The organism is Streptomyces sp. NK15101, assembly GCF_020400725.1.
In the GTDB taxonomy this organism is placed as follows: Bacteria; Actinomycetota; Actinomycetes; order Streptomycetales; family Streptomycetaceae; genus Streptomyces.
Map to the genome: position 1 here is coordinate 42980 of NZ_JAINVG010000053.1, position 8294 is coordinate 51273.

General features: G+C 73.2%; 7 protein-coding genes. 5 read left to right on the forward strand and 2 right to left on the reverse strand.

What is annotated here, in order from left to right; genetic code table 11:
- Positions 1–155 precede the first annotated feature (155 nt).
- Both K7G60_RS25510 and K7G60_RS25515 read left to right on the forward strand, forming a co-directional pair.
- The gene (locus tag K7G60_RS25510) at positions 156–719 is read left to right on the forward strand and encodes a hypothetical protein (RefSeq protein WP_225803278.1); all 564 of its coding nucleotides are present in this window, start codon (positions 156–158) and stop codon (positions 717–719) included.
- Between the two features lie 228 nt (positions 720–947).
- On the forward strand, positions 948–2945 hold the full coding sequence (locus K7G60_RS25515; RefSeq protein ID WP_225803279.1) for a serine/threonine-protein kinase: 1998 nt from the start codon (positions 948–950) through the stop codon (positions 2943–2945).
- Here K7G60_RS25515 and K7G60_RS25520 read toward each other — a convergent pair.
- Both K7G60_RS25520 and K7G60_RS25525 read right to left on the reverse strand, forming a co-directional pair.
- Positions 2934–3356, reverse strand: a complete 423-nt coding sequence (locus K7G60_RS25520) for a Zn-ribbon domain-containing OB-fold protein (protein WP_225803280.1) — start codon at positions 3354–3356, stop codon at positions 2934–2936. The genes K7G60_RS25515 and K7G60_RS25520 overlap by 12 nt on opposite strands.
- Positions 3356–3805: a DoxX family membrane protein gene (locus tag K7G60_RS25525; protein WP_225803281.1), complete on the reverse strand. Its 450-nt coding sequence runs from the start codon at positions 3803–3805 to the stop codon at positions 3356–3358. Before K7G60_RS25525 ends, K7G60_RS25520 begins: the two co-directional genes overlap by 1 nt.
- A gap of 154 nt (positions 3806–3959) precedes the next feature.
- Between K7G60_RS25525 and K7G60_RS25530 the strand changes: the two genes are divergently transcribed.
- From K7G60_RS25530 to K7G60_RS25540, 3 genes are all read left to right on the forward strand, one after another.
- Positions 3960–5150: an NAD(P)/FAD-dependent oxidoreductase gene (locus K7G60_RS25530; RefSeq protein ID WP_225803282.1), complete on the forward strand. Its 1191-nt coding sequence runs from the start codon at positions 3960–3962 to the stop codon at positions 5148–5150.
- 105 nt (positions 5151–5255) lie between these two features.
- Positions 5256–7478: an acetate--CoA ligase family protein gene (locus K7G60_RS25535; RefSeq protein WP_225803283.1), complete on the forward strand. Its 2223-nt coding sequence runs from the start codon at positions 5256–5258 to the stop codon at positions 7476–7478.
- The gene (locus K7G60_RS25540) at positions 7469–8272 is read left to right on the forward strand and encodes an enoyl-CoA hydratase/isomerase family protein (protein WP_374115682.1); all 804 of its coding nucleotides are present in this window, start codon (positions 7469–7471) and stop codon (positions 8270–8272) included. The genes K7G60_RS25535 and K7G60_RS25540 overlap by 10 nt, the downstream gene beginning before the upstream one ends.
- Positions 8273–8294: the final 22 nt, after the last annotated feature.

Sequence of the window (8294 nt, forward strand, 5' to 3'; positions counted from 1 at the left end):
TAGTGTGGTCAGTGGTGCCCCTATGGGTGAGCACCGGTCAACACGACTGGTGACAGGTGGGAAAAGGCCGGCCAGTCGTTCTCACAGTGGAGAAACCCCACTGTTCAACGGTTGAAAAACCAACACCCTCTCCGTTGTTCGAAGGAGACGGAGTCATGGTCAGCATTCTCAAGCGTCGCGTCGCGACGGGCTTCGCAGCCGCCCTGGTGGCCGCGGGAACCATCGCCGGCCCGACCGCGGCGGAGGCGGCGCCCGCGGCGCCGTCCGGCACCGCGAACCTCGCACCCGACAGCACCACCATCCTGCCGACACAGGTCGTCATCAACAGGAACGTGACCTTCCGTGGAGGCGTCCCGGTCGGCGGCTGGTACTCGCTGAGCGTCTTCCCCAGCGGGTCCTACAACTACTCCGGTCACATGCACGACTCGGGCGCGCCGAGCTACAACTTCGCCGGTGTCTGCGTCGTGCGGTTCGGCAACGGCACGACCTTCGTGTTCCAGACGGCCGGCCGGATGCACGGGACCTTCGAATCGGGCTCCCGGGACCACAACTGGAACAGGAGCGGTACACGTCAGTCCATCCGTGACGCTTTCCGGGACTCGAACGGCGCCTGGAACGCACGCTGCAGCAACAAGGTCAACGCCGACCTGGGCGCCCTGGTCAACTCGACCGTCCAGGCGGTGGGATACGCCGCGAAGGTCATCGCGATCTTCGCCTGAACCTTCGCCCGGACCGGGGTGACCCGGTCGGCATCCGACGTCATCGAGGACGAGCCGCTCCCCGCCTACCACAAGCGGCTCGTCCGTCCCGCCTCTCCTCGGAGCGGGGTCCGCCCATGACGGGCGAACCCCGGCGACCCGGTTCACCCCTGAAACGCCAACCACAGTTCCACACCAAGAACTTGAGCTCCATTCAGGTCCCGAACCCGCTCGGCTACTGTGTGGCCCATGCAGGGGGAATCGGAAGACCAGACCAGTCCCGACGGTCTGCGCGGCAGCGGGGCGATGCCCCTGGAGTCGGGCGACCCCCGGCAGATCGGGGCGTTCCGGCTGCTCGGCGTGCTCGGGTCCGGCGGGATGGGGCGGGTGTACCTCGGTGCCGTGCCCGGGAAGTTCGCGGCCGTGAAGCGGGTCCTTCCCGTTCTCGCCGAGGACGCCGACTTCCTCAACCACTTCGGGCACGAGCTCGACAACCTGGCCCGGTTGCCCGCCGGGGCCAACACCAGGCTCCTCGCGAGCGACCGCACGGCGAAGCCGCCGTGGTTCGCGACCGAGTTCATCCCCGGCATCACCCTCAACGAGGCCATCCGGCTCAACCGCGGCCCGCTGGCCGGCGGCGCCCTGTGGCGGCTCCTGCGGGAGGCGGCGGCCGGGCTGCGGGTGGTGCACGGCGCGGACATGGTGCACCGCGACCTCAAGCCGTCCAACGTGATGCTGACCGGCGGCGGTCTTTCGCTGATCGACTTCGGCGTGGCCCGCGCGGCCGACCAGAGCCGACTGACCAAGACCGGCATGGTCATCGGCACCCCCGCCTACATGGCGCCCGAGCAGGCCGTCGCCGAACGCGACCTGACCGGTGCCGCCGACGTGTTCGGCCTCGGCAGCCTCCTGCTGTACGCGGCGAACGGGCGGCCTCCGTTCGGCGACGGTTCCGGGCCCGACCTCCTCTACCGGGTCGTGCACGGCGAGCCCGACTTCGGACGGCTCACGGAGGGCGACCCCGAGCTGGCGGAGCTCGTGCGGAAGTGTCTCGCCAAGGATCCGGCGGACCGGCCGACGGCGGACGAGCTCGTCGGGCTCGCCGAGGAGGGCGCGGCGGGCGCGACGTGGCCGGCGGCCGTCGAGGAGCGGATCGCCGAGCGGGCCGTCTTCGCCGCCGGGGCTCCGACCGCCGAGCAGCTCGCGGAGCTGGAGCGGACCGACCCGACCCAGGACGTGGCGACCGCCTCGCTGACCCCGCAGGCCCCGAAGGAGCCCTCGACCGCCTCGCCCGACCCCCTGGCCGTCACCGGTCAGGGGGCGTCCGGCACGCCGAGGTGGCGGCGCAACCGGTTCGTCATGATCGCCGTGCCCGTCGTCGTGGCGACCGGCACGACCCTGACCGTCGCCCTCAGCCCGTACGTCGGCCGTCTCGGCGCGGCGCCGGAGGCGTCCTCCCCACCGGGCACGGTGGCCTCGCAGCCCGCGGCCGTACCGTCGTCGAGCGGGTCGGGGAAGCCGTCGGCCAAGCCTTCCGCCAAGCCGTCGGGCAAGCCCTCGGCGAAGCCGCCGACCGGATCGACGGCCCCGCCCGCCTCCGACGGCGGCGCGGGCGGCACCGGCGCCCTGCCCGGCGGTTCCGGTGGCGCCGGGGGCGGGTCCGTGACGGGTGGCGGGTCGGGCGGCTCCACGTCCTCCGGCGGCTCCGGCTCGGTCTCCGGGGCGGGGTCCGGTTCCGGGTCCGCGTCCGGGTCCTCCGGCGGGTCGACGACCCAGCAGCCCGCCCCGCCGCCGGCCACCACCCAGCCCGCGCCCCCGCCGTCGACCGGCGGCTCGTCGCCCTCGGGAACGTACTCCCTGGAGAACGCGACCACGGGCAACTGCCTGGCGGAGTACAACGCGGGTTTCGGCGACCTCGTCACGACCACGACGTGCGGCTCCCAGGGGAACGGGACGGCCGCCTACTGGTTCTCCTGGTCGTACTCGGCCGGCGCGAACGGGACGTTCCGGCTGGTCAACAGGCACAGCGGTCGCTGCCTCCAGCCTGCGGGCAACACCGCCGTCACCACCGCCGCGTGCAACGGCTCCTCCCTCCAGGCCTGGAAGGTCGTCTCCTCGTCGTCCTCCGGGCGGGCCCTCAAGAACATGAGCGACGGCATGTGCCTGACGGCCGGCTCGTTCTCCGCGACGACCTACGCCTGCGGCTCCGGCACCAGCCAGCTCTGGCGGAACATCTCACCCGTCTGACGGCGGTCCGAAGACGGGGACGGCGACGTCCCCGTCCGGACCCTCCGCCCGGAACGCGACCTCCAGCTCCATCCCGATCCGGAGGTCCTCCTCCGCCACGCCCACGACCTCCGTCATCATGCGCGGCCCCTCGGCGAGGTCGACGACGGCCGCGACGTACGGGACGCGGTCGCCGAAGGGCGGGAGGTCGTTCCGGTGGACGACCGACCAGGTGTAGAGGCCGGCGCGGCCGCTCGCCCGCTCCCAGCGGACGTCCTCGCTCCAGCAGTACGGGCAGAACTCGCGCGGGTAGTGGTGGGCGCGGTCGCAGGCGGCGCAGCGGCGCAGCAGCAGGTGCCCTTCGGCGGCGGCGTCCCAGTAGGGGCGGGTGGAGGCGTCGATGTCCGGGAGGTTCGCCGGGGTGGCCGTCATCAGAAGAGTCCGATCGCGGAGTCGAGGGACCAGGTCTGCCAGGACACGGCGAGGAGGGCGACGAGGGAGATCAGCGCCATCATCGCGTTCTGCCCCTGCTCGGCCCAGTCGTGGATCATCAGGACGAGGTAGAGGAGGTTGAGGAGGAGGCCGGCCGCGAGGGCGATCGGGGTGAGGAGGCCGGTGACGAGGCCGAGGCCGAGGGCGAGTTCGGCATAGACGACGACGTACGCCATGAGCTTGGGGCGCGGGGCGACGACGGTGTCGAAGCCGTTCCTCACGGCCGCCCACCTGTGCCTGCCGGCCACGTCGGCCGCCCAGGCGATGCCGGTGCCGCGCTCGAACCAGCCCCTCTTGTCCTTGTGGCGCCAGCTCTCCAGCCACCACAGGCCGAGGCCGATGCGGAGGACGGCGAGCCATTCGGCGCCGGTGAGCCAGACGGTCTGCATGCGGGCCCTCCCCGGGGAACTGAATCTGACGGTACGTCAGTTCAGCGCAGACCGGCACCCCGCCGCAAGGGGTCGGCGCGCGTGACCGATTCGCAACCGAAATCCCCTCTTGACCGAGACCCACTGCGTGTACACGTCATTACGCTCAGCATTCATGTTCACCACCCCCCAAGCACCGTCTCCGCGGGCCGTTCATCCCGTGTACGTCATCGGCGGCGGGCCCGGCGGGCTCGCCGTCGCCGCCGCCCTGCGCGCGCGGGGCGTCCGGGCCGTCGTCCTGGAGAAGTCCGACGCCGTCGGCGCCTCCTGGCGCGCGCACTACGACCGGCTGCGGCTGCACACCACCCGGCGGCTCTCCGCCCTCCCCGGCCTGAAGATGCCCCGTTCCTTCGGCCGCTGGGTCGCCCGCGCCGACGTCGTCCGCTATCTGGAGACGTACGCGGAGAAGCACGAGCTGGAGGTCGTGACCGGGGTCGAGGTCCACCGCGTCGAGCGGTCCGGCGCCGACTGGGTCCTGCACGCCACCGGCGGGCGCCTCCTCACCGGAAGCGCGGTCGTGGTGGCCACCGGGTACAACCACACCCCGCACCTGCCGGAGTGGCCCGGCCTCCACGAGTACGGCGGCCGGCTCGTGCACGCGCGTGCGTACCGCGCCCCGGGGCCGTACGAGGGGAAGGACGTCCTCGTCGTGGGCGCCGGCAACACCGGTGCCGAGATAGCCGCCGACCTCGCCGGGGGCGGGGCGGCCCGGGTACGGCTCGCGGTGCGGACCGTCCCGCACATCGTGCGCCGCACGACCCTCGGCTGGCCCGCCCAGCGCTCCGGCATCCTGGTGCGGCGGCTGCCGGTGGCGCTGGTCGACCGGATGGGCGCGCTGCTCGCCCGGTTCGCCGCGCCGGACCTCACGGCGCACGGACTGCCCCGGCCGGACAAGGGCCTCGCCACCCGGCAGCGGGAGGGCGCGATCCCGGTGCAGGACGTCGGCCTGGTCGACGCCGTGCGGGCCGGGAAGGTCGAGATCGTCGCCGCCGTGGAGGGCTTCGAGGACGGCGAGGTGCTCCTCGCGGACGGCAGCCGGATCGCCCCGGACGCGGTGATCGCGGCGACCGGCTACCGGCGCGCCCTGGAGCCGCTCCTCGGGCACCTGGACGTGCTCGACGGGCGCGGGCTGCCGGTGGCGCACGGGGCGCGCAGCCCGCGCGAGGCGCCCGGGCTGTACTTCACGGGGTTCACGAACCCGATCAGCGGGATGTTCCGGGAGCTGGCGAGGGACGCGGAGAGGATCGCGCGGCGGATCGCACGGACGGACAGGCGGACGGACGGGCGAACGCCCTCGAAGGGCTGACGGAGAGGATCCGATCCACGTACACCCATTCCTGACTGACCGTCAGTTCTGTAATCTGACTGGACGTCAGCTCTCTTGTCAGGGACGGAAGGGTGGAGCGGAACGATGCTCGGATCGACTCACGGCACCTTCACCACCGATCTCCGCGCCCGCGTGGTCGCCTGCGGGGAGACGCCCAGGGACACCGTGCACGGCGTCACCGCCGTCGCCGGCGACCTGGACGTCAGCGGGAGGCCGCTGTACGCGCCCGTCCCCGACCTGGACCGGTTCTTCCGGCCCGAGTCCGTCGCGGTCGTCGGCGCCTCCGACGCCGAGGGCCGGCCCAACACCGGCATCACCCGGCAGCTGCTCGCCTGGGCCGAGCGGGTCGGCGCCCGGCTCGTGCCCGTGCACCCGACCCGTACGAGCGTGTTCGGAATCGACTGCGTGCCCTCCGTCGGCGCGCTCGCCGAACCCGTCGACCTCGCCGTCCTCCTCGTCGCCGACCCGCTCCCGGTGATCGAGGAGCTCGCCGGGGCCAAGGTGAGGTTCGCGGTCGCCTTCGCCTCCGGCTTCGCCGAGACCGGGGAGGCCGGGGCCGCCGCGCAGGAACGCCTCGCCGCCGCCGTGCGCCGCTCCGGGCTCCGCCTCCTCGGCCCCAACACCAACCTCAATGCCTTCGAGCGCTTCCGCGACGACCTCGAAGGCCCCGCCGTCGCCCTCATCACCCAGTCCGGCCACCAGGGGCGGCCCGTCTTCACCCTCCAGGAGCTCGGCGTCCGCCTCTCCCACTGGGCGCCCACCGGCAACGAGGCCGACCTGGAGACCGCCGACTTCCTCTCGTACTTCGCCGGACGCCCCGAGGTCGGGGCCATCGCCTGCTACGTCGAGGGGCTCAAGGACGGCCGCTCCTTCCTCCTCGCCGCCGACCGGGCCGCCCGCCAGGGCGTCCCGGTCGTCGCCGTGAAGGTCGGCCGCACCGAGACCGGCGCCCGCACCGCCGCCTCCCACACCGGCAAGCTCACCGGCGCCGACCGGGTCGTCGACGCGGCCATGCGGCAGTACGGGGTGATCCGCGTCGACGGCCTCGACCAGCTCCAGGACACCTCCGCCCTCCTCGCCCGCGCGCGCCGGCCGCTCGCCGAGGGCGTCGTCGTCTACTCCATCTCCGGCGGCACGGGCGCCCACTTCGCCGACCTGGCCACGGCGGCGGGGCTCGAACTCCCCACGCTCGGCCGGGCCAAGCAGGACGAACTGCACCAGTGGATCCCTGAGTACCTGAACGTCGCCAACCCCGTCGACAACGGCGGTCACCCCGTGGGCGACTGGCGCGGCCGGAAGATCATCGACGCGATCCTCGCCGACCCCTCGGTCGGCGTCCTCATCTGTCCCATCACCGGCCCCTTCCCCCCGATGAGCGACAAGCTCGCCCAGGACCTCGTCGACGCGGCCGAGGCCACGGACAAGCTGGTGTGCGTGGTCTGGGGCTCCCCCGTCGGCACGGAGGCGGCCTACCGCGAGACCCTCCTCGGCTCCTCGCGCGTCGCCACCTTCCGCACCTTCGCCAACTGCATCGGGGCCGTGAAGGCCTACCTCGACCACCACCGCTTCACCGCCGCCTACCGCTCCCCCTTCGACGAGGCCCCCCGCACCCCCTCCCCGTCCCTCCGCAAGGCCCAGGCCCTCCTGCGGCCCGGCCGGCGGCTCAGCGAGCACGCGGCGAAGCAGCTGCTCCGGGCTTACGGGATACGGGTGCCGCGCGAGCAGCTCGTCACCAGCGCGGCGGCGGCCGTCCGGGCCGCCGGGCTCGTCGGCTACCCGGTCGTGATGAAGGCCTCGGGCGCGCAGCTCGCCCACAAGACGGAGCTGGGCCTGGTGAAGGTGGGCCTGACCTCGGCCAGCCAGGTCAGGGACACGTACCGCGAACTCACCGACATCGCCCGGTACGAGTCGGTGGACCTCGACGGCATCCTCGTCTGCCAGATGGTCGGGCGCGGGGTCGAGATGGTGGTGGGCGTGACCCACGACGAACTCTTCGGCCCGACGGTCACCGTGGGCATCGGCGGGGTGCTGGTGGAGGTCCTGAACGACACCGCCGTCCGCGTCCCGCCCTTCGGGGAGCGCGAGGCCCGCTCGATGCTCGGCGAACTGCGCGGCCGGGCCCTGCTCGACGGCGTACGGGGCGCACCGCCCGCCGACGTCGACGCCCTCGTCGAGGTCGTGCTCCGCGTCCAGCGGATGGCCCTCGAACTCGACGGCGACCTCGCCGAACTGGACATCAACCCGCTGATGGTGCTGCCGCGCGGGCAGGGGGCGGTGGCCCTGGACGCGCTGGCGGCCTGCCGATAGGAGCCCCCGTGCCGGATCTGCTGCACACCGTCGAGAACGGCGTCTCCTGGATCACGCTCAACCGCCCCGAGGCGATGAACGCGGTCACCCGGGACCAGCGGGAGCGGATCATCGCCCTGCTGGCCGAGGCCTCCGCCGCCCCGGACGTGCGCTGCGTGGTGGTGACGGCCACCGGGCGCGGCTTCTGCGCGGGCGCGGACCTGCGGGGCGCGCCGCCGGTCGGCGAGAAGGTCGCGGGGGACGTGGCGCGGATGATCCGGCAGGGCGCCCAGCGGTTCATCGGCGCGGTCATGGACTGCGAGAAACCGGTGATCGCGGCGGTGAACGGCACGGCGGCCGGGATCGGGGCGCACCTCGCGTTCGCCTGCGACCTGGTGCTCGCGGCGGACTCGGCGCGGTTCGTCGAGGTGTTCGTACGGCGGGGGCTGGTCCCGGACGGGGGCGGGGCGTACCTCCTGCCCCGGCTGATCGGGCCGCGGCGGGCGAAGGAGCTGATGTTCTTCGGCGACGCGGTGCCGGCGGCGGAGGCGCTCGGCATGGGCCTGGTGAACCGGGTGGTCCCCGCGGACGAGCTGGAGAAGACGGCGCGGGAATGGGCCGAACGCCTGGCCCAGGGCCCGACGCGGGCCCTGACCCTCACGAAGCAGCTGGTGAACGCGTCGCTGGACGTGGACCGTTCGGCCGCCTTCGCGGCGGAGGCGACCGCCCAGGAACTGAACATGACCACCCGGGACGCCCAGGAAGGCGTGGCGAGCTTCGTGGAGCGGCGGGAGGCGCGGTACGAGGGGCGGTAGCGGAGGCTGTCGTACCGGGGCC

Excerpts from the sequence above, each read along its gene's own strand:
- K7G60_RS25510 (WP_225803278.1), top strand. The coding sequence starts at position 156 with ATGGTCAGCATTCTCAAGCGTCGCGTCGCGACGGGCTTCGCAGCCGCC.
- K7G60_RS25520 (WP_225803280.1), bottom strand. The coding sequence starts at position 3,356 with ATGACGGCCACCCCGGCGAACCTCCCGGACATCGACGCCTCCACCCGC.
- K7G60_RS25515 (WP_225803279.1), top strand. The coding sequence starts at position 948 with ATGCAGGGGGAATCGGAAGACCAGACCAGTCCCGACGGTCTGCGCGGC.
- K7G60_RS25525 (WP_225803281.1), bottom strand. The coding sequence starts at position 3,805 with ATGCAGACCGTCTGGCTCACCGGCGCCGAATGGCTCGCCGTCCTCCGC.
- K7G60_RS25530 (WP_225803282.1), top strand. The coding sequence starts at position 3,960 with ATGTTCACCACCCCCCAAGCACCGTCTCCGCGGGCCGTTCATCCCGTG.
- K7G60_RS25535 (WP_225803283.1), top strand. The coding sequence starts at position 5,256 with ATGCTCGGATCGACTCACGGCACCTTCACCACCGATCTCCGCGCCCGC.